At 70.2% G+C, this 18,967-nt stretch carries 15 protein-coding genes; 11 read left to right on the plus strand and 4 right to left on the minus strand.

Annotated features, from left to right (window positions below):
- The first annotated feature begins 1 nt into the window (after position 1).
- On the plus strand, positions 2–1,309 hold the full coding sequence (locus K318_RS0105600; protein WP_029088757.1) for a TRAP transporter large permease: 1,308 nt from the start codon (positions 2–4) through the stop codon (positions 1,307–1,309).
- A gap of 113 nt (positions 1,310–1,422) precedes the next feature.
- Here K318_RS0105600 and K318_RS0105605 read toward each other — a convergent pair whose 3' ends face one another.
- Genes K318_RS0105605 through K318_RS0105615 form a run of 3 tightly spaced genes read right to left on the minus strand, consistent with a single transcriptional unit; the run spans position 1,423 to position 4,794 of the window.
- On the minus strand, positions 1,423–2,802 hold the full coding sequence (locus K318_RS0105605) for an aldehyde dehydrogenase family protein (RefSeq protein ID WP_029088758.1): 1,380 nt from the start codon (positions 2,800–2,802) through the stop codon (positions 1,423–1,425).
- A 34-nt stretch (positions 2,803–2,836) separates the two neighbouring features.
- Complete coding sequence (locus K318_RS0105610; protein WP_029088759.1) at positions 2,837–4,237, minus strand: aspartate aminotransferase family protein; 1,401 nt, start codon at positions 4,235–4,237, stop codon at positions 2,837–2,839.
- Positions 4,234–4,794 (minus strand): Lrp/AsnC family transcriptional regulator, encoded by a 561-nt coding sequence (locus K318_RS0105615; RefSeq protein WP_084499752.1) that lies wholly within the window; start codon positions 4,792–4,794, stop codon positions 4,234–4,236. Before K318_RS0105615 ends, K318_RS0105610 begins: the two co-directional genes overlap by 4 nt.
- A 291-nt stretch (positions 4,795–5,085) precedes the next feature.
- Here K318_RS0105615 and K318_RS0105620 point away from each other — a divergent pair, with 291 nt between their 5' ends.
- The 8 genes from K318_RS0105620 (at position 5,086) to K318_RS0105655 (ending at position 15,200) form a co-directional block, all read left to right on the plus strand.
- Complete coding sequence (locus tag K318_RS0105620) at positions 5,086–6,567, plus strand: aminobutyraldehyde dehydrogenase (RefSeq protein ID WP_029088761.1); 1,482 nt, start codon at positions 5,086–5,088, stop codon at positions 6,565–6,567.
- Complete coding sequence (locus K318_RS0105625; protein WP_029088762.1) at positions 6,564–8,267, plus strand: amidohydrolase; 1,704 nt, start codon at positions 6,564–6,566, stop codon at positions 8,265–8,267. The genes K318_RS0105620 and K318_RS0105625 overlap by 4 nt, the downstream gene beginning before the upstream one ends.
- Positions 8,264–9,406 carry an ABC transporter ATP-binding protein gene (locus tag K318_RS0105630; protein WP_029088763.1) on the plus strand — a complete coding sequence of 381 codons (1,143 nt, stop codon included), beginning with the start codon at positions 8,264–8,266 and terminating at the stop codon, positions 9,404–9,406. Before K318_RS0105625 ends, K318_RS0105630 begins: the two co-directional genes overlap by 4 nt.
- Entirely contained in the window at positions 9,399–10,556 is a 1,158-nt protein-coding gene (locus K318_RS0105635; protein ID WP_029088764.1) for a polyamine ABC transporter substrate-binding protein, read from the plus strand. Before K318_RS0105630 ends, K318_RS0105635 begins: the two co-directional genes overlap by 8 nt.
- On the plus strand, positions 10,553–11,482 hold the full coding sequence (locus K318_RS0105640) for an ABC transporter permease (RefSeq protein ID WP_029088765.1): 930 nt from the start codon (positions 10,553–10,555) through the stop codon (positions 11,480–11,482). The genes K318_RS0105635 and K318_RS0105640 overlap by 4 nt, the downstream gene beginning before the upstream one ends.
- Positions 11,479–12,363: an ABC transporter permease gene (locus K318_RS0105645; RefSeq protein ID WP_245579775.1), complete on the plus strand. Its 885-nt coding sequence runs from the start codon at positions 11,479–11,481 to the stop codon at positions 12,361–12,363. The genes K318_RS0105640 and K318_RS0105645 overlap by 4 nt, the downstream gene beginning before the upstream one ends.
- A gap of 77 nt (positions 12,364–12,440) precedes the next feature.
- Positions 12,441–13,904, plus strand: coding sequence for an NAD(P)/FAD-dependent oxidoreductase (locus tag K318_RS0105650; RefSeq protein WP_084499754.1), 1,464 nt, complete (start codon positions 12,441–12,443; stop codon positions 13,902–13,904).
- Between the two features lie 138 nt (positions 13,905–14,042).
- The gene (locus K318_RS0105655) at positions 14,043–15,200 is read left to right on the plus strand and encodes an NAD(P)/FAD-dependent oxidoreductase (protein WP_029088768.1); all 1,158 of its coding nucleotides are present in this window, start codon (positions 14,043–14,045) and stop codon (positions 15,198–15,200) included.
- A 104-nt stretch (positions 15,201–15,304) separates the two neighbouring features.
- Here K318_RS0105655 and recQ read toward each other — a convergent pair whose 3' ends face one another.
- Positions 15,305–17,173: a DNA helicase RecQ gene (gene recQ, locus K318_RS0105660; protein ID WP_029088769.1), complete on the minus strand. Its 1,869-nt coding sequence runs from the start codon at positions 17,171–17,173 to the stop codon at positions 15,305–15,307.
- Positions 17,174–17,336: 163 nt separating this feature from the next.
- Between recQ and K318_RS19695 the strand changes: the two genes are divergently transcribed.
- Positions 17,337–17,936, plus strand: coding sequence for a cysteine hydrolase family protein (locus tag K318_RS19695; protein ID WP_245579776.1), 600 nt, complete (start codon positions 17,337–17,339; stop codon positions 17,934–17,936).
- Between the two features lie 34 nt (positions 17,937–17,970).
- Positions 17,971–18,954 carry a GlxA family transcriptional regulator gene (locus K318_RS0105670; protein ID WP_035280731.1) on the plus strand — a complete coding sequence of 328 codons (984 nt, stop codon included), beginning with the start codon at positions 17,971–17,973 and terminating at the stop codon, positions 18,952–18,954.
- Positions 18,955–18,967: the final 13 nt, after the last annotated feature.

Consider the following 18,967-nt stretch of genomic DNA (forward strand, 5'->3'; position numbering starts at 1 on the left):
CATGCTCGACGCACTCGCCGTCATCACGGCCGTCCTCGCCCTGCTGGCCCTCGTCTACCTGCGCACCCCGATCTTCGTCGCACTCGGCACCTCCGGCCTCCTCGGCCTGCTCCTGCTGGAGGGCTGGCGCGGGCTCGAGCAGGTCCCCATCGCCTTCGTATCCCAGCTCGAGAGCTACTCCCTCGTCGCCGCCCCGATGTACATCCTCATGGGCGAGATCCTCGCCGTGGGCGGCCTGGGCCGGGCGATCTTCCGCTTCGCCCACGCCTGGCTGGGCAGGCTCCCCGGCGGCCTCGGCGTGACCGCGGTCGGCTCCTCGACCGTGTTCGGCGCGCTCTCCGGCGTCAGCCTCTCGGCCGTGACCGTCGTCGGGCGGATGGCGGTGCCGGAGATGCTCACCCGCGGCTACCGGCCCAGCTTCGCCTCCGGTGCCGTCGTCGCCTCCGGGGCGCTGGCCATGCTCATCCCGCCCAGCCTCATGTTCATCCTCTACTCCGCGATCTCCGGGGTGAGCATCGGCGCGCTCTTCGCCGGCGGGATCGTCCCCGGTCTGCTGCTGGCCGGGCTCATGGTCGTGTTCGTCGTCATCATGGCCGTCGTCAAACCCGAGCTCGCCCCGCGGGCGGAGGAATCGATCACCTGGACCGACCGGTGGAAGACCTTCCGCGACGTCGCCCCCGCGCTCGTCCTCATCGCGATCGTGCTCGGCTCGATCTACACGGGCCTGGCCACAGCCACCGAGGCGGCCGGCATCGGCGCGATCGGCGCGTTCCTCGTCGTGGGCATCTTCGATCGGGCCCTGACGAGGGAGAATCTCAAGCGGATCCTCGTGGGCACCACGCAGATCTCCGGCAGCCTGCTCATCATCGTCGGCTCGGCCTTCGTGTTCTCCCAGATGCTCGTCGTCGTCCGCGCCGCCGAGGCGATCACCGGGTTCATCGGCGGGCTCTCCGTCCCGGACCCAGTCATCGTCATCGGCCTGCTCATCATCGTCATGGCTCTCGGCTGCCTCATCGACGCAGCCTCGCTGCTGCTGGTCATCACCCCGATCCTGCTGCCGATCTTCGAGGCGATGGGCTACGACCCCCTCTGGGTGGGAGTCATCCTCGTGGTGACCCTGGAGACCGCGGTCATAACGCCACCCGTGGGGCTGAACCTCTACGCGATGAAGTCCGTCGTGCCCAGCCTTGATATCGGTGCGATCATCCGCGGCGCGCTGCCGTACCTCGCGATCGAGGCCGGACTCGTGGTGCTCATGGTGTTCGTCCCCGAGATCGCGACCTGGTTCCCCTCGATCACCGCCGGCTGAGCCGGGCCTCTTCCAATCCCGAGTGAGCGGTTCCTGTCGGTTTCACCCGTGATTTCCGACAGGAAGCGCTCACTCGACGGGGCGCTGGGGTGCCGGGACGCTGCGCTCGGGCTTCACCCCTCCACGTAGAAGAGCCGCTTGTTGACGAACTCGTCCATGCCCACCGGTCCCAGCTCCCGCCCGTAGCCGGAGTTCTTCACCCCGCCGAAGGGCAGCTCCGCACCTTCGCCGGCGGGAGTGTTCACGTTCGCCATGCCCACCTCCAGACTGGAGGCCATCCGCCTGGCGCGCTCCTCGTCCGCGGAGAACACCGTGCCGCCGAGGCCGTACCGGGTGTCGTTCGCGAGGTCGAGGGCCTCCTCGTCGCTGGACACCCGGAACACCGCGGCCACCGGACCGAACAGCTCCTCGTAGTAGACCTCCGATCCGACCGGGACGTCCGTGACGACGGCCGGAGACACATAGGCGCCGTCTCCGGGGACGAGTTCGCCGCCGGTGCGCACCGTTCCACCCGCCACCTCGATCCTGTCCAGCTGCTCCCGCAGCCGCACGGCCGCCGCGCGCGAGGACAGGGGCTGGTAGACCTGTGCGTCCTCGTCGGACCACTGCCCCGGCCGCATCGCCTGCGCCTGCCCCACCAGCGCTTCCACGAACTCGTCGTAGATGTCGTCCATGACGATGAGGCGCTTGTTCGAGTTGCAGGCCTGACCGGTGTTGTACATCCGCGTGCCCCAGGCGAGCTCTGCGGCTGCGGACACGTCGTCCGCGTCCAGCACGACGTAGGGATCGGAACCGCCGAGTTCGAGCACCGCCTTCTTCAGCGCGGCTCCGGCCTGTGCCGCCACCTGCGCCCCGGCCCTCTCCGAACCGGTGAGGGAGACGCCCGCGATCCGCCGGTCCGCGATGATCTCGGAGACCTGCTGATGAGAGGCGAAGATGGTGGAGTACACACCTTCCGGCAGCCCGGCGTCCTCCATGATCTGCGCGATCGCAAGTGCCGAGCACGGACAGATCTCCGCGTGCTTGAGGACGATCCCGTTGCCCAGCACCAGATTGGGAGCTGCGAAGCGAGCCACCTGGTAGTACGGGAAGTTCCACGGCATGATGCCGAGGACCACGCCCACGGGCCTGCGTTCGATGACGGCCGTCCCGCTCGCAGTCTCCACCGGCTGGTCCGCGGCGAACGACGGGCCGTGGTCTGCGTAGTACCCGAAGATCTCCGAGGAGAACTCCGCCTCTTCGCGGCCCTCCGTCACGCGCTTGCCCATCTCCTCGCCGATGATCGCGGCGAGCTCCTCCTTCCGCTCCTCGAACAGCGCGGCGACCCTCCTCACCACCGCCGCGCGGTTCTCGATGGGCGTCTCCGCCCAGCTCCTCTGTGCGCGGGCCGCAGCCTCGAGGACCGCCTCGAGCGCCTCGTCCGTGAGCGTCTCGAATCGCTCCACCACCTCTCCGGTGGCGGGGTTCTGGACGCGGTATCCCGTCTCACTCATGCTGAATCCTCTCCCCGTTCTGCTGTACGCTCCCTCAGACCCGGTCCCATGCCTGCGTGAGCACTGTGCGCAGCACGGCCTCCATCTCGTCGAACTCCGTCTGTCCCACCGTGAGCGGCGGGGAGAGCTGGATGACCGGGTCTCCGCGATCGTCGGCGCGGCAGTACAGGCCGTTCTCGTAGAGCGCCTCGGAGACGAACCCCTTGAGGACCCGCTCCGACTCCTCGGCCGTGAACGTCTCCTTCGTCTCCTTGTCCTTGACCAGCTCGATCCCGTAGAAGTACCCGGCTCCGCGCACATCGCCCACGATCGGCAGGTCGTGCAGCCTCTCCAGCGTGCTGCGGAAGGCTCCGGCGTTCTCATGGACGTGCTGATTGAGACCCTCGCGCTCGAAGATGTCGAGGTTCTTCAGCGCCACTGCGCACGCCACGGGATGCCCGCCGAAGGTGTAGCCGTGGTAGAAGGTCTCCCCGCCGCGGCCGAAGGGCTCGAACAGGCGGTCCGAGGCGATCATCGCGCCCAGCGGGGCGTAGCCGGAGGTGATGCCCTTGGCACACGTGATGATGTCCGGCACGTAGTCGAAGTCGGTGCAGGCGAACATCGACCCCACCCGTCCGAAGGCGCAGATGGTCTCGTCGGAGACGAGCAGCACATCGTACTCGTCGCAGATCTCGCGCACCCGCTCGAAGTATCCCGGCGGCGGCGGGAAGCAGCCGCCGGAGTTCTGCACCGGCTCGAGGAAGACCGCCGCCACGGAATCCGCGCCCTCGAACTCGATGGCCTCCGCGATCCGGTCCGCGGCCCACCTGCCGAATGCCTTCTCGTCACCCGCGAAGCGTTCGTCCGCCCTGTAGAAGTTGGTGTTGGGGACTTTGTGCCCGCCGGGCACCAGCGGGCCGAACTGGTTGCGCAGTCCCGGCAGGCTCGTGACCGTGAGCGCTCCGTGCGGCGTGCCGTGGTAGGCGGTGGCACGGGAGATCACCTTGTGCTTCTCGCCCTTGCCCTGGAGCTTGAAGTAGTTCTTGGCGAGCTTGAACGCGCTCTCCACGGAGTCGCCTCCGCCGGAGGTGAAGAACACGCGGTTGAGATCGCCGGGCGCATAGCCTGCGAGCCGCTCCGCCAGCTCGATCGCCGGCTCGTGCGCATAGGACCACAGCGGCATGAATCCCAGCTTCTTCGCCTGCTCGTAGGACGCCTGGGCCAGCTCCTCCCGCCCGTGTCCCACCTGCACCACGAAGAGGCCCGCCAGACCGTCGATGATCTTCCGGCCCTGGTCGTCGAAGATGTGGTGGCCCTCGCCGTGGGTGATGACGGGCGTGCGCCCGCCCTCGTAGAGGTGGCGGTGGCCTGCCATGTGCATCCACAGGTGGTCCCGGATCCCGGCCTGCAGAGCGTCTCCCGTCCTGCCTGCGGCGTCCGTCGTTGCCTTGCTCATCGTGTCCCCCAGTTGTAGCGCTGATCCCACAGCTTCAGATAGGTCATGACCTCCGTCCGGAGCACCTGCGGAAGCGTCCGGATGCGGCCCAGCAGCGCGAGGAGCTCCTCGTCGTCCTCACAGACCACCTCGACGAGGAGGTCGTAGGTGCCGGCGGCTGCGACGACGTAGTCCACCTGCTCCATCCCGCAGATCTCATCCGCGAGCGGAGCGAGGTCGCCGGTGACCTGGAGGCCCAGCATCGCCTGCCGCTGGAAGCCCAGCTGCATGGGGTTGGTGACGGCGACGATCTGCATCGTCCCGTTCTCCACCAGCTTCGCCACCCGCTGCCGCACCGCGGCCTCCGAGAGGCCCACCTCCTTCGCGATGTCCGCATAGGAGCGCCGCCCGTCATGCTGCAGAGCCTCGATGATCGCCTTCGATCGTTCGTCCAGCTGGAGGTCGTGACTGCGCAGACGGACGTCCGCGTGCCCGCGATCCCTTCCGGCGTGCCGGCGTCCCCGTTCTGCGGACTGGCTGTCCGCCTCTCCCCGTGCGGACTCGCCATGTTCGGTCATCGTCGAGGTCTCCTCTCCGGCGACCCAGCGGCCGCTCGCTGCTCACGATCCACTATCACCCACCAATTCCAGCATTGCAAGGGCAAAAAAATACGGATCCAATCGTTTGAATCAAGATTAGCTTCGGATTCCTCTTCTCCGCTCCGACTCCACGTGTTAGCGTGAGGCCACTCGAACGTGTCAGTGGTCACATGCCGGGCGGTGCACCGCCGCACGCGCCGCAGGTGAGCACGGGCAGACCCCACGCACACGAACACACCCCTCGCACACACCAGGAGAGAGATGCAGCCCATGCAGTTCATCGACGGGCAGCGCAGGGGCGGCACCGGCCGCACGCACACCCTCGTGAGCCCCGCCACCGGAGAGGTGCTGGACACCTACGCACTCGCCTCCGCCGCAGACGTGGACGCGGCCGTGGCTGCGGCCCGCCGTGCCTACCCGAGCTGGAAGCGCCGCACGCCCGCGGAGCGCGCGGACCTCCTGCTCGCACTCGCGGACGGCCTGGCCGCACGCGCCGACGAGCTCGCTGCGCTGGAATCCCGGCAGACCGGCAAGTCCCTGCGGCTGGCGCAGGAGTTCGACGTCCCCGGCAGCATCGACAACGTCCGCTTCTTCGCCGGCGCCGCCCGGCAGCTCCACGGCCTGGCGGCCTCCGCCTACTGGGAGGGGTCCACCTCGATGATCCGGCGCGAGCCGCTGGGCGTCGTGGGCTCCATCGCACCATGGAACTACCCGCTGCAGATGGCGGCGTGGAAGGTCCTGCCCGCTGTGGCGGCGGGCAATACGATCGTGCTCAAGACCTCGGAGATGACCCCGGGCACCTCTCTCCTGCTCGCGCAGACCGCCGCCGAGGCCGGCTTCCCGCCCGGCGTCCTCAACGTCCTCGCCGGGGACGGGCCGGAGTGCGGCGAGGCGCTCGTCTCCCACCCGGACGTCGTCATGTCCTCCTTCACGGGTTCCACCCGGGTGGGCCGGAGGGTGATGGAGCTCGCGAGCGCCAAGGGCGCCCGCGTCCACCTGGAGCTGGGCGGCAAGGCTCCGCTGGTGGTGTTCGCGGATGCGGACGTGGAGGCCGCGGCCCGCGGCGCCGTGGCGGGCTCCCTCATCAACGGAGGGCAGGACTGCACCGCCGCCACCCGTGCGATCGTCCACTCCTCCCTGTTCGAGGCGTTCACCTCCCACGTCGCCGCACTCATGGAGAGCGTGCGCGTGGGCGACCCCTCCGATCCCGCCACGGACATGGGAGCGCTCATCAGCACGGGGCACCGGGACCGCGTGGCAGGGTTCGTGGACCGTGCCCGGGCCGACGGAGCCACTGTCGTCACCGGAGGAGGGATCCCGGAGCACACGGCGGGCACCGCCTCGGCACCCACCGCCTTCTACTCCCCCACCCTCCTCACCGGGGTCGGCCGGGACTCCGAGATCTGGCGGGAGGAGGTGTTCGGCCCCGTCCTCGTCGCCGTCCCCTTCGAGACGGACGACGAGGCGATCGAGCTGGCGAATGACACCCATTACGGACTGGCGGCGAGTGCGTGGACGACCACGACCAACCGGGCGCTGCGTGCCGCAGAGGAGATCGAGGCCGGGACGGTGTGGGTGAACGAGCACATCCCGATCATGCCCGACATGCCCCACGGCGGCTTCAAGGCCTCCGGCTTCGGCAAGGACATGTCACACTACTCCTTCGAGGAGTACACGCAGATCAAGCACGTGCTGATCGACCGGACGGAGGGCCCCGTCCGCGCCTGGCAGTCGGCGGTGTTCTCCGCATGAGCACAGGCCTGGCAGCTCTGACCCCGCTCGCGCGGCGCGGCGCGCGTGCCTCCTTCACGATCCGCGGCGCGCGCGTGTTCGACGGCTGCGCGCGCACTTCGGCAGACACCGTCACCGTCGAGGACGGGGTGGTCACCGGGATCGGCAGCGGGCTGGCGCCCGTCCCGGGTGCTCCCGTCGTGGAGACCGCGGGCAGGCTCGTCACTCCCGGCTTCGTGGACGCCCACGCCCATCCCGTCGCCGCCGGCGTGGAGGCGCTGTCTCTCGATCTCAGCGGCTGCGACGGCCGGGCGGAGACGCTTGAGGCAGTGCGCCGTGCGCTGTCCTCCGGCTCCGGCTGGCTCACGGGCGGCGGCTGGACGATGTCCGACTTCCCCGGCGGGGTTCCCACCGCTGCGGAGCTCGACGCACTCGATCCCGCGGGCGCACGTCCGGTGTACCTGATCAATGCCGATCACCATTCCGCATGGGTGAATACGACCGCCATGCGGCTGGCCGGGATCGGCCGCGACACGCCCGCGCCGCCCGGCGGCGTGATCGAGCGCGACGGGGACGGCGAGCCGGTGGGCACGCTCCACGAATCCGCCATGGACCTCGTGAGCGCACACCTGCCGGCACCGGCCGACGCGGAGCTCGACGCCGCGCTGGTCCAGGCGCAGCACCGCCTGCATGCGCTGGGCATCACCGGCTGGAACGACGCGATCGTGGGCGAGTACGGCGGGATGTCCGACGCCCTGCCCGTCTATCTGCGCGCCGAGGCCGCGGGCACCCTCACGATGGAGGTCACCTGTTCGCTGTGGTGGCCGCGCGATGTGCACGATTCGGAGGCGGCCGCGCAGGAGCTCGCCGGGCACCGGTTCGACCGGGAGCGGCTGCGGACCACGAATGTGAAGATGATGCTGGACGGGATCGTCGAATCGCAGACCGCTGCGATGAGCACGCCCTACTGCCGCTGCGAGCAGGTCACCGGCGCGGCGGAGGCGGCCACCGGCACCCGCTACTTCAGCCCGGCTCACCTCGAGGAGGCCTTCGCCGCAGTGCAGAGGGCGGGCTTCGACGTCCACTGCCATGCGATCGGAGATCGCGCCGTGCGGGATGCGCTCGACGCCTTCGCGGCCCTGCACGCGCAGAGCAGCGGGGGACCCGCTGCGGATCACCGCCACCACATCGCCCACATCCAGGTCGTGGACCCGGCTGACGTGCCGCGGTTCGCGCAGCTGGGCGTGTCCGCGAACCTGCAGGCGCTCTGGGCGCACTTCGACGAACAGATGGTGGAGCTCAACCTGCCGGTGCTGGGCAGTGAGCGCAGCGGCTGGCAGTATCCGTTCGGCGATCTGCAGCGCTCCGGCGCCCACCTCGCGATGGGTTCCGACTGGCCCGTGAGCACCCCTGATCCCTGGCAGGCGATCCACGTCGCCGTCAACCGCACCCACCCCACGGGCGCCCGCCCGGAGCCGCTGGGACCGGACCAGGCCCTCGACCTCTCCTGTGCCCTGCGGGCCTACACGACGGGGTCCGCGCACCTCGGCCGCACCCGCACGGCGGGCAGGCTGGCGGTGGGCGCAGCCGCGGACCTGGCCCTGGCCTCGGCGGACCCCTTCGCACTCGCCCGGACGCAGATCCACACGGTCCGCAACCTCCTCACCGTCGCAGGCGGCCGCCTGGTGCACGCCGCTCCTTCCGGAAGGACCACACAGTGACAGCTCGACAGCAGATCCACGCGCGGACGGCGGGTGAGACGGGCGCCGGCAGCTCCGCGACCGGCGGTGCGCTCCGGCTCTCCGGGGTGCACAAGCGCTTCGGTGAGCACACGGCGATCGACCGCGTCGACCTCGACATCCGTGCCGGAGAGTTCCTCTCCCTGCTCGGCCCCTCCGGCTGCGGGAAGACGACGCTGCTGCGGATGATCGGCGGCTTCGAGGATCCCACCTCCGGCGCGATCGCCCTGGACGGCGACGACCTGACCGGGCTCCCTCCGTTCCGCAGGCCGGTCAACACGGTGTTCCAGTCCTACGCGCTCTTCCCCCACTACACCGTGGCGGAGAACGTGGCCTACGGACTCAAGCGCGCCAAGGTCCCGCGGAAGGAGCTCGCACCGCGCGTGGCGGAGGCGCTCGACCTTGTGCAGATGCGCCGCTTCGCGGACCGCAGGCCGGACATGCTCTCCGGCGGGCAGCAGCAGCGCGTGGCGCTCGCCCGCGCCCTCGTCAACCGCCCCCGCGTCCTCCTCCTCGACGAACCGATGAGCGCGCTGGACCGCAAGCTGCGCGAGGAGATGCAGCTGGAGCTCATCCGCCTCCACACGGACCTCGGGCTCACCTTCGTCTTCGTCACCCACGACCAGGAGGAGGCGCTCGCGATGAGCGACCGGATCGTGGTGATGAGTGAGGGCCGCATCCAGCAGGTGGGCAGCGCGGAGGAGGTCTACGGCAGCCCCGCCAACGCGTTCGTCGCCGGCTTCATCGGCAAGCAGAACTTCGTGGACGCCGAGGTGGTGGAGGCGTACGCGGAGGGCCTCCTGCTGCGGGGGCCGCGCTGCGACCTCCGGGCGACCGCCGCGGGATTCGCCGCCGGGGCACAGGTGCGCGCGGCCATCCGTCCGGAGAGCATGGGCATACGACCGGCCACGGAGGGCGCCCCGGGCGGTCTCAACGCCGTGGCCGGGCGCGTGGTGGGAGAGTCCTTCCTGGGCGATGTCGTCCAGTACCTCGTCCGCGCTGCGGACGGCCACGAGCTGCTCTCCCGCGTGCGCACGTCCGCGGCCCCGGACGTGCACGAGGGCGACGATGTGGTGCTCACCTGGGAGGCCGCAGCTGTGCAGGTGTTCAGCCATGAGTGAGCGGAATCCGGTCCGCGTCCTCGCCGGACACAGCACGATCGGCAGGCTCAGCCGCAGGACCGTGCTCGCGGGCATGGGTACTGCGGGACTCAGCCTGCTGGCCTCCTGCGGGCAGAGGGGCATGGCGGAGAGCCCGGCACCCGACGGGCAGCTGGAATCACGGCTCAACGTGTACTCCTGGGGAGACTACGATCCTCCGGAGCTGCTCGAGGCGTGGTCCGCGGACAACGACGTCCGGCTCCAGGTGGACGCCTTCGGCTCCAACGAGGAGATGATGGCCAAGCTGGCCGCTTCACGGGGGACGTCCGGCTACGACATCGTGGTGCCCACCGGCATCTACATCCCCACGATGGTGGAGCACGGTCTGCTGCAGAGGCTCGACCATTCCCTCCTGCCCAACCTCGCGACCATGGACCCCGCGTTCATGGACCAGACTTTCGACCCCGGCAACGTGCACTCGGTGTGCAAGGCCTGGGGCACCACCGGGTTCGTGTACGACGCTCACCGGATCAGCGGCGATCCCACGAGCTGGCAGGACTTCATCGACCTCGCCGTCGGGGAGGCATCCGGTGCCACCATGCTGCTCGAGGACGCCTGGGAGGTGTGCTCGATCGCGCTCGCCGCGCTGGGGCACGACCTCAACACGGTGGAGCCGGCGGAGCTCGACGAGGCGGCGGAGATCGTCGTCGACCAGCTCGCTCCGCACGTCCGCGCCTACATGGGCAACGCGAACACGGCGATGGCCCAGGGCAGCTTCGCGCTCATGCAGGCATTCAACGGCGACGCCCGGCAGGGAATGCTCGAGGCCGACGACCCGGAGCGCTGGAGGTTCGTGTTTCCCACACCGTCCGCCAATCTCTGGATGGACACCTGGTGCATCGCCACGGGCGCCCAGCACCCGGACGCCGCGCATGCCTTCATCGACTGGATCATCGGACCCGAGCAGGCACTGGCGGAGACGGACTACATCGGCTACTCCACCGGCTCCACGGCGTTCGCGGAGCCCGGCATCGAGGACGGGTTCGAGCTGGCGGAGATCATCTTCCCCGAGCAGCACGTGCTGGACCGGCTCGTGGCCTCGGAGATGAACGAGGGGATGCAGCGCCGGGTGGAGATCCTCACAGATGCGCAGACGAGGAGCGGAGCATGAGACGAGTCGCCGCACGCGTCCTGGGACCGGGAGCGCTGTCGTTCCCCACCTGGGGCTACGCCCTGTTCTTCTTCGTGGTGCCGGTGGCGCTCGTGCTCTTCTACAGCTTCGGCTACAAACCGGACGAGTTCACCACCGTCGCCACGGACCGGCTGAGCCTGGACCGCTACGGGGAGGTCTTCACCGGCTCCGTCCTCTCCACGCTGCTGGCCACACTGCGCATCTCGATCGTCGGCACGCTCCTGTGCCTGCTCATCTCCGTGCCCTTCACCTACTGGCTGGCCGTGAAGGTCCCGCCCGAGCGGCGCGGACTGCTCCTCATGCTCGTCATGGTGCCGTTCTGGACGAACTTCCTCGTCCGCACCCTGGGCTGGCAGATCATGCTCTCCCCGGACGGCTTCCTCTCCGACTGGGGCCAGGCCCTGGGCCTGCTGGGCGGGCCGCTGGACATCCTCTACACCCGCACGGCCGTGCAGATCGGCGTGGTCTACAACTACCTGCCGCTCATGATCCTGCCGCTGTTCGTGGGCATGGACACCGCGGGCAGGCACCTGCGCGAGGCCAGCTACGACCTCGGCGCCGGCCGCTTCTCCACCTTCTTCCGCGTGACGATGCCGCTGGCCATGCCGGGGATGATCTCCGGCTGCATGCTGGTCTTCATTCCGCTCACCGGCGACTACGTCACCGCGAACGTGCTGGGAGGGGCGAGCGGCACGATGATCGGCCAGATCATCGCCAACCAGTTCAACACCGCGCAGAACTGGGCACTGGGATCTGCGATGGCGGTCTCCCTCATCCTCGTCACCCTCGCCGTGGCGGCGGCCGCCGGGCTGCTGCTGTGGGCCGGACGCCAGGTCTTCGACCGCGCGGTGCGGGTGCGGATCGACACCTCTGCGGCGGCAGTCACGGAAGGAGCACGGTCGTGAGCAGCACGGGCGCACCGCAGAAGATGCGCGGCAGGAAACGGACGAGCCTGCGCAACGGGCTGTTCTCCGCCTGGGGCGCGCTCGTCTTCCTCTTCCTCTTCGCCCCCATCGCCGTCATCGTCGTCTACTCCTTCAACTCCGGCAGGGTGCTGGCGAGCTGGGACGGGTTCGGGTTCGGCGCCTATGTGAGCGCCGTCAACAGCAGCGTCATCGTCTCCTCGGTGGTGACCTCGCTGCAGGCGGCCGTGGGTGCGGCGCTGCTGTCCACGCTGCTGGGGACGCTCGGCGGGATCGCGCTCGCCCGGGCGCGGCGCGGGGCGTGGTGGGCCGGAGGGCTCATGGGGCTCCTCGCGCTCACGCTCATCACCCCGGAGATCGTGGACGGCATCGCATTCCTCCCCTGGTTCGTGACACTGGGGGTGGACGCCGGACTGGGCCCGTTCAACAACGGCCTCGTCCGGCTGATCGTCGCCCACGCCATGTTCTCCGTCGCCGTCGTCACTTTCATCATCCGCGCGCGGATGGCCGGGGTGGACTCCTCGCTGGAGGAGGCCGCCGCAGACCTGAGCGCGGGGAGGTTCGAGGCGTTCCGCACCGTCACCCTGCCCATCGCGGGGCCGGGCATCCTCGCCGGTGCACTCATGTCCTTCACCCTCAGCCTCGACAACACGATCCTGTCCAGCTTCGTCCAGCAGCCGGGCTACACGCCGTGGCCGGTGTACATCTTCGCCTCCGTGCGCGTGGCGCTCCGGCCGGAGGTCGCGGCGATGTCCACCATCATGCTGCTGCTCACGCTCATCGCCCTGGCAGTCGTGGCGCTCGTCCTCAAACGCTCCGGCGACTCTGCGACCGGGATCGTCAAGACCATGGCCGGCAGCTGAACGCCCCGGACGGCCGGCGCGAGCGGGTTCCGCCCGATTCGCGCACAACCCCATTCCCCTTCCGCAAGGCAGGAACCATGACCTCAGCTTCTTCCAGCAGCCCGGCACCCGCAGCGGCGAGTGCCCCGGCCTCGGCGGCGGAGATCTCCGCCTCCCTCGCAGGCGCGTCCACCGTCCCCTTCTGGCTGGACGACCCGGCCAGGCCGGCGCCGCTGCCCCCGCTCCATGGTGAGATCGATACGGATCTGCTGGTGGTGGGCGGCGGGTTCGTGGGGCTCTGGACGGCGCTGCTTGCCAAGGAGGCGGATCCGGAGCGCCCCGTGGTGCTCGTGGAGGGAGGCACCGTGGGGTGGGCGGCCTCCGGGCGCAACGGCGGCTTCTGCGAGGCGAGCCTCACCCACGGCCACGAGAACGGCGAGAAGCACCTGCCGCAGGAAAACGCCCGGCTCACGGAGCTGGGCGTGGAGAACCTCGACGCGATCGAGGAGGCGGTGCGCCGCTACGGGATCGACTGCGAGTTCGAACGGACCGGGATCATCAACGTCGCGACGGAGCAGTACCAGGTCGAGGACCTTCGGGCCGGGCACGATCCCGAGGGCGGGGCGCACTGGCTGGACCGTGAGGAGCTGCGCGCGCACATCGACTCGCCCTCCTATCTGGGCGGGCTGCGGGAACCCCGCGTCGCGGCGATGATCCATCCCGCGAAGCTGTGCTGGGGCCTGCTCCGCGTCATCCGCGAGCTGGGCGTCGAGGTGTACGAGCACACGGTAGTGCGGGAGCTGGGGTGGGCACCGCGCGGCGCGTCCGGGCAGGGCCGCCGCGTCCTGGCCCGCACCGATTCCGGCCAGATCCGGGCAGGACACGTGGCGCTGGGCACCAATGTCTTCCCCTCGCTGCTGGCGCGGACGCGCTTCCACACCGTGCCCGTGTACGACTACGCGCTCATGACGGAGCCGCTGAGCGCGGCGCAGCTGGAGGCCATCGGCTGGCGGGGCCGCGAAGGGCTCTCCGACTCCGCCAACCGCTTCCACTACTTCCGCCTCACAGCGGACGACAGGATCCTCTGGGGCGGCTGGGACGCCGTCTACCACTACGGCCGCCAGGTCTCGTGGAAGTACGATCAGAGACCGGAGACCTTCGAGACGCTCGCCCGCCAGTTCTTCGAGACGTTCCCACAGCTCACAGGCCTGCGGTTCACCCACAAGTGGGGCGGGGCGATCGACACCTGCACCCGCTTCTTCCCGTTCTTCTCGACGGCCTACGGCGGGAGGGTCGCCTATTCTGCCGGGTACACCGGCCTGGGCGTCGGGGCCAGCAGGTTCGGAGCACGGGTGATGCTCGACCTCCTGTCCGGGGAGACCACGGAGCTCACGCAGCTGGAGATGGTGCGCCGGGCGCCGCTCCCCTTCCCGCCCGAGCCCTTCGCCTGGGCCGGGATCACGCTCACCACCAAGGCGCTCATCCGCGCGGACGAGAACTCCGGGCGCCGCGGCCCCCTCCTCAAAGTCCTCGACGCCTTCGGGGTGGGATTCGACTCCTGACCCGCCCGGACGGGGCCCGGCCCCACCGGCCCTGCCCCGTTCCGGCCGCCTCCCTTGTGCGCGGGCGATCCGGCCACCAGACTGGCCCCATGCATCGGTCGCAGGGGGCTGAGTAGCAGGCGGGCTGAGGAGGGGACGATGGGGTTTCCGGAGCGGGCGGACGTGGTCGTCGTGGGCGGCGGAATCGTGGGCGTGTGCACGGCCCACCGGCTCGCCGAGGCCGGACTGTCCGTGGTCCTCGTGGAGCGGGGCGAACTCGCCTCCGGCTCCACGAGCAGGGCGGCGGGCGGGCTGCGGACGCAGTTCTCCGACGAGACGAACATCCTGCTGGGGGCACGCAGCCTGGAGGCCTTCGCCCGCATCGGGCCGGAGACGGGTCAGGATATCGACCTCGTGCGCTCGGGCTATCTCTTCCTCCTGAGCGAGGACGCGGATGTGGCCCGGTTCGAACGGGACGTGGCACTGCAGAACTCGCTGGGGCAGGCCTCCCGCATGCTCACACCCGCCGAGGCCGCCTCCCTCAACCCCCACATCAGCACGGAGGGACTCATCGCCGCCGCCTTCAACCCCCACGACGGGCACTGCACGCCGGAGTCGGCGGTGGCCGCCTTCGCGAAGGCGGCGCGCTCCGCCGGCGCCCGGCTGCGCACCCGCACCGAGGCGAGTGCGATCCGCACCGCGGGAGGGGCCGTCGAAGCCGTGGAGACCTCACGGGGGACCATCCGCACGGAGGCCGTGGTGTGCGCGGCGGGGGTATGGTCACCGGCACTGGCGGCGACGGCGGGGGTGATGCTGCCGGTCGCTCCCCTGCGCCGGCAGATCGTCGTGACGGAGCCGGTGGGCTTCGACGTCCGCGCGCTGCCGTTCACCATCGACTTCTCGACCTCGTTCTACTTCCACGCCGAGGGGGACGGCCTGCTCATGGGCGCGCCGGAGGCGGTCCCCGTCGAGGAGTTCGACGAGCACCGGGACCCGGCCTGGCTCGAGCACCTGGCCGGCTTCCTCGCGCAGCGCGCACCGGCACTTGCCGAGGTCGAGGTCCGGGCGGGCTGGGCGGGGCTGTATGAGGTGACCCCGGACCACAATGCGCTCATCGGCGAGGCAACGGCCGCTTCAGGCCTCTTCTACGCATGCGGCTTCTCCGGGCACGGCTTCCTCCAGGGTCCGGCGGTGGGCGAGGTGATGCGGGACCTCGTGCTGGGGACGGATCCCTTCGTGGACGTGAGCGGACTGAGCGCGGAGCGCTTCGCGGACGGGGCAGGCGCAGCGCTCCGCCATGAACTCACGATCGTGTGAAGACCCCGTCTCGTCCCCGTCCGCGTTCACTCGAGTGAGCACTTCATGTCGGATTCGGTGCCGAAATGCGACATGAAATGCTCACTCAGCGGGAGGCGGCGCACTCACCCGGCGTGAGCGGAACCCAGCACCTCCAGGATCGCCTCGCCGTACTCCGCGAGCTTCTTCGCGCCCACGCCGCTCACGGTGCCGAGTGCGCCCGTGGTCGCCGGCCGCGCCTCGACGACGCCCACCAGTGTGGCATCGGAGAAGACCATGTACGGCGGGATCTGCTTCTCCTTGGCGACCGAGGTGCGCCAGGCCCGCAGCGCCTCGAAGACCTCCTTCTGCCCCTCCTCCAGGGACTCGGCCGCGCGCGCCCGGCCGGCTCCGCCCGCAGCGCCCGCACTTCCCCGGCCGCGACCCTGCCGCGGCTCCGGCACCCGGTCCTCGGCGAGCTCCACCTTCGCCTCCCCGCGGAGCACGGGGCCGGACTGCGGGCCCGTGACGAGCACGCCGTAGTCTCCCACTGCCTCGACGATGCCGCGGGCGGTGAGCTGCCGGAGCACGGAGCGCCACTCCCGTTCGCTCAGCTCCTGTCCGATCCCCCACACGCTGAGTTCGTGGTGCCGGGACCGGGTGGAGCGCTCCGATTCCTTCCCCAGCAGCACGTCGATGATCTGACCGGAGCCGAACCGCTGCTCGCGCTCCCGGTCCAGGCGGATGATCGCCGAGAGGATCTTCTGCGCGGCCACCGTGCCGTCCCAGGTGACGGGCGGGCTGAGGCATGTGTCGCAGTTGCCGCAGGCCTGGGAGTCCTGGCCGAAGTACCCGAGCAGCTGCACGCGACGGCAGGTCACCGTCTCGCACAGCGCGAGCATCGCATCGAGGTGGCTGCGCGCGTTGCGCTTGAAGGCATCGCTGCCCTCCGAGTCGTCGATGAACCGGCGCTGGTTCACGACGTCCTGCATACCGTAAGCCATCCAGGCGGTGGAGGGCTGGCCGTCGCGGCCGGCGCGGCCGGTCTCCTGATAGTAGCCCTCGATGCTCTTGGGGAGGTCGAGATGAGCGACGAAGCGGACGTCCGGCTTGTCGATGCCCATGCCGAAGGCGATCGTCGCGACCATGACGAGGCCGTCCTCGCGCAGGAAGCGCGCCTGATGCTCGGCCCGCACGCGCGCCTCGAGCCCGGCATGGTACGGCAGCGCGGGGATGTCGCGGGCGGCGAGCCACTCCGCCGTCTGCTCGACGCTCCTGCGCGAGAGGCAGTAGACGATGCCGGCCTCACCGGCGTGCTCGCTCCGGATGAGGCGCAGCAGCTGTTCCCGGGGCCGGTCCTTGGGCGTGATCCGGTACTGGATGTTGGGCCGGTCGAAGCTGGAGACGAAGTGCTCCGCACCCTCCATCCGGAGCCGCTCGGTCATCTCCCGGTGGGTCGCCCGCGTCGCGGTGGCGGTGAGCGCGATGCGCGGGACGGAGGGGAACGCATCGGCGAGGACGGACAGTCCCATGTAGTCGGGCCGGAAGTCGTGCCCCCATTGGGAGACGCAGTGAGCCTCGTCGATCGCGATGAGCGCCAGCCGGGCCCGGCTCAGCAGATCGAGGGTCCGGGGCAGCACGAGGCGCTCGGGCGCCATGTAGAGGAGGTCGAGCTCGCCGGCGAGCAGCTGCTGTTCGACGGCCTCGGCCTCGTACGGCTCCAGGGTCGAGTTGAGGTAGGCCGCACGGATTCCCACCGCCTCGAGCGCGGCGACCTGATCGGCCATGAGGGCGATCAGCGGGGAGACCACGATGCCGGTGCCCGGCCGGAGGAGCGCTGGGATCTGGTAGCACAGCGATTTGCCGCCGCCGGTGGGCATGAGGACCACGGCATCGCCGCCGCCAGCCACCCGGTCGATGATCGCGGCCTGATTCCCGCGGAACGACTCGTAGCCGAAGACGCGGGACAGGAGGTCCAGGGCGGAGTCCGGCGGCGCTGATGTGGGAACGTCCATGAGCCCAGCCTAGGGGGCCGGGCGCGTGCGGCCGTCGGGCTCCGGCGTCGGGTCTGTCACCACAGGGCTGCGGAGGCATGCCTGGATCCGTGTCCGGATCGTTCCGCAGGCAGTCACTCCCAGCCCTGCCGCGGCGGGGGTCCGGAGGCGCATGATGGTCCGCATGAGAGAAATCCGAATGCGAGGAACACGCAGGGCACTGCTCGTCATCGACGTCCAGGACTCATTCCGGCTGCACCGGAGCTGGGAGGACATCTCCGATCCCCGGATCGTGGAGAAGGCCGCTGCGCTGGCCCGGCACGCGCGGACCGCGGGCGAGGCCGTCATCTGGATCCTGCACGCCGAGCCCGGAAGCGGGGACCGCTTCGATCCCGCGCACGGCCTCGTGCGGCTGGCGGGCGGGCTGGGGGCGGAGGAGAGCGAACCCGTGGTGGTCAAGAGCAGCCACAACGCCTTCACCACCACGCACCTGCAGCGGCTGCTCACGGCGCAGGGGATCACGGATCTGCGCATCTGCGGCATCCGCACGGAGCAGTGCGTGGAGACCACCACCCGGGTGGCAGGGGATCTGGGCTACCGCGCCGAGCTCGTCATCGACGCCACCGCCACCCACCCGCTCCCGCTGCACGACGGAACGGGAACGCTCGCCCCGGACGCACTCATCGCGCGCACGGCGGCGGTGCTCTCCGGGCGGTTCGCCGCAATCGTCACCCTGGAGCAGCTGGGCGTGGAGGGCTGGAACGCGTCCGGTCCGGCGTCCTGAGCTCGGCGCTGTCGCATATGCCATGCTGAGACCCATGAGACCCGCCGGAGCACCGCACCGCATCGTCTTCATCGTTCCGGAGGGCTTCCACCTGCTCGATGTGACCGGACCGCTCCAGGCCTTCAGCGCGGCCGCCGAGATCCTCGCCGAGCCAAGCAGCGGCAGCGACAGCGGCGACGGTCCAGGGCCCGGTGAGGGTGCCTGGGCCGATGCGGAGGCCGAGGCCGGCTACGCCGTCGAGCTGTACGCGGACGTCCCGCTCGTCGAATCGGCGCAGGGTGTGCGCATGTGCGCTTCGCCCACGCTGCCGGTGCTCACAGCGGACGATCTCATCATGGTGCCGGGCTGGAGATGGCACGACCGCCGCACCGTGCCGCTCACCGAGCCCCAGCTGTCCGTCATCGCAGACCACCATGCCGCAGGCGGAGACGTGGCGAGCGTGTGCGCCGGCGCCTTCGCCCTGGCGAAGGCGGGCGTGCTGGGCTCCGTGCCCGTCACCACGCACCACGAGCTGGTCTACGAGCTCGCCCGCCTGGTGCCCGGCACCGTGGAGCGGGATGTGCTCTACACGTGCGCGGAGCGCGTCCACACCTCGGCGGGCATCTCGAGCGGGATCGACCTGGCACTGCACCTCATCGCGCATCACCACGGATCCGCCCTCGCAGCACGGGTCGCACGCGCCCTCGTGGTGCCCGCATGGCGGCCCGGCGGGGGTTCGCAGACACCCGTCACCCTGCTCCACCGCAACCACATGCAGGACCTCGTGCACAGGGTGCAGGACGTGCTCGATGCGGCCGACGGGCCGCCCCTCCCCCTCGACCGACTGGCCGCGCGGTTCGGGGTGAGCGGCAGGACGCTGGCACGCGCCTTCCGGACGGCCACCGGCCTGACGCCGCACGCCTACGGCGCCGCAGTGCGGCGCGAGCGCGCGGAGCAGCTCGTGTCGCAGGGCTGGACCCGGGAGGCCGCGGCGAGGGAGGTGGGCTACGCCGACGCCCGCTCGCTGCGGAGGCGGTGAGACAGGTGCGCAC

This window comes from Brevibacterium album DSM 18261 (assembly GCF_000426445.1).
Taxonomy (GTDB): Bacteria; Actinomycetota; Actinomycetes; order Actinomycetales; family Brevibacteriaceae; genus Brevibacterium; species Brevibacterium album.

What these genes read in the sequence shown, in the direction of transcription:
- K318_RS0105640 (WP_029088765.1), top strand. Translation starts at nt 10,553, where the DNA reads ATGAGACGAGTCGCCGCACGCGTCCTGGGACCGGGAGCGCTGTCGTTC.
- K318_RS0105600 (WP_029088757.1), top strand. Translation starts at nt 2, where the DNA reads ATGCTCGACGCACTCGCCGTCATCACGGCCGTCCTCGCCCTGCTGGCC.
- K318_RS0105650 (WP_084499754.1), top strand. Translation starts at nt 12,441, where the DNA reads ATGACCTCAGCTTCTTCCAGCAGCCCGGCACCCGCAGCGGCGAGTGCC.
- K318_RS0105620 (WP_029088761.1), top strand. Translation starts at nt 5,086, where the DNA reads ATGCAGTTCATCGACGGGCAGCGCAGGGGCGGCACCGGCCGCACGCAC.
- K318_RS0105615 (WP_084499752.1), bottom strand. Translation starts at nt 4,794, where the DNA reads ATGACCGAACATGGCGAGTCCGCACGGGGAGAGGCGGACAGCCAGTCC.
- K318_RS0105610 (WP_029088759.1), bottom strand. Translation starts at nt 4,237, where the DNA reads ATGAGCAAGGCAACGACGGACGCCGCAGGCAGGACGGGAGACGCTCTG.
- K318_RS19695 (WP_245579776.1), top strand. Translation starts at nt 17,337, where the DNA reads ATGAGAGAAATCCGAATGCGAGGAACACGCAGGGCACTGCTCGTCATC.
- K318_RS0105635 (WP_029088764.1), top strand. Translation starts at nt 9,399, where the DNA reads ATGAGTGAGCGGAATCCGGTCCGCGTCCTCGCCGGACACAGCACGATC.
- recQ (WP_029088769.1), bottom strand. Translation starts at nt 17,173, where the DNA reads ATGGACGTTCCCACATCAGCGCCGCCGGACTCCGCCCTGGACCTCCTG.
- K318_RS0105625 (WP_029088762.1), top strand. Translation starts at nt 6,564, where the DNA reads ATGAGCACAGGCCTGGCAGCTCTGACCCCGCTCGCGCGGCGCGGCGCG.
- K318_RS0105605 (WP_029088758.1), bottom strand. Translation starts at nt 2,802, where the DNA reads ATGAGTGAGACGGGATACCGCGTCCAGAACCCCGCCACCGGAGAGGTG.
- K318_RS0105670 (WP_035280731.1), top strand. Translation starts at nt 17,971, where the DNA reads ATGAGACCCGCCGGAGCACCGCACCGCATCGTCTTCATCGTTCCGGAG.
- K318_RS0105655 (WP_029088768.1), top strand. Translation starts at nt 14,043, where the DNA reads ATGGGGTTTCCGGAGCGGGCGGACGTGGTCGTCGTGGGCGGCGGAATC.